We start from the raw sequence: 864 nt of genomic DNA on the forward strand, positions 1-864 counted from the left end.
GCCAACCTCGATTCCGAGGGCGAGAACGCCCTGACGCAGGCGATCCTCGGGGTGCGCCAGCGCGGCGGCATCTGCGTCGTCGTCGCCCACCGGCCCTCGGCGCTGGCCGCCGTCGACCTCATCCTGATGATGGCCGATGGACGGGCCCAGGCCTTCGGGCCGAAGGACGAGGTCCTGAAGCGTGTGATGCGCCCGGCGCCGGTTACCGCCGAGACCCGTCCCTTCGAAGCCCGTGCCACCCCCGGCACGCTCCAGTCCAGCCCTTTGCAGTCCGGTCTCTTGCAGGAACGCGCGTGATGGCCCTCGCCCTCGATTCCGACATCCCCGGCTCCGCCCCCGCGGGTCCGCGTCCCACCGCCCATGGCTCGATCCGCCGTCACCTCGCCCTCAGCCTCGGCCTCGGCGCGGCCCTGGTGGTCGGCGTCGGCGGCTGGGCCACCGTCACGCAGATCTCGGGCGCGGTGATCGCGCCGGGCCAGCTCGTGGTCGAATCCGACGTGAAGAAGGTCCAGCATCCCACCGGCGGCGTCGTCGGCGAATTGCGCGTGCGCGAGGGCGCGCGGGTCAAGGCCGGCGACGGGGGCGCCCGGCGGCGGTCCGCCAGGCCGGACTCTGGCCGGCCTAGACGTAGAATCGCATCTCGTCGCCCTTGTAGGCCGAGGCGATGCACCAGGGCATGAGGGTGAAGGCGATCGTCACGATGCCCGTGTAGGTGATCATGAGCCCTTCCTCGTCGAGGGCCGTCGAATCCGGGGTGAGGCCCGGATCGCCGAGATGGGACTTGGAGACGATCACCATGGCGGAGAACACCAGCCAGTCCGGCACCGCCTCCTCGGCGCAATCCTTCGGCCAGTCGAGGCGCCC

At 71.4% G+C, this 864-nt stretch carries 1 protein-coding gene and 2 pseudogenes; 2 read left to right on the plus strand and 1 reads right to left on the minus strand.

All coding sequences use genetic code 11. From position 1 onward, the window contains the following. Together MKK49_RS21345 and MKK49_RS21350 are read left to right on the plus strand one after the other, a co-directional pair. Nucleotides 1-297 (plus strand): annotated as a pseudogene (locus MKK49_RS21345) (type I secretion system permease/ATPase); the annotation flags it as partial. Beyond that, nucleotides 297-578 (plus strand): annotated as a pseudogene (locus tag MKK49_RS21350) (HlyD family type I secretion periplasmic adaptor subunit); the annotation flags it as partial. The pseudogenes MKK49_RS21345 and MKK49_RS21350, both read left to right, overlap by 1 nt. Before the next feature lie 43 nt (nt 579-621). Here MKK49_RS21350 and MKK49_RS21355 read toward each other — a convergent pair. Further along, a partial coding sequence (locus MKK49_RS21355) for a biotin/lipoate--protein ligase family protein (RefSeq protein WP_244031895.1) occupies nt 622-864 on the minus strand: 243 nt, incomplete at its 5' end.

This window comes from Methylobacterium sp. J-090 (assembly GCF_022829345.1).
Taxonomy (GTDB): domain Bacteria; phylum Pseudomonadota; class Alphaproteobacteria; order Rhizobiales; family Beijerinckiaceae; genus Methylobacterium.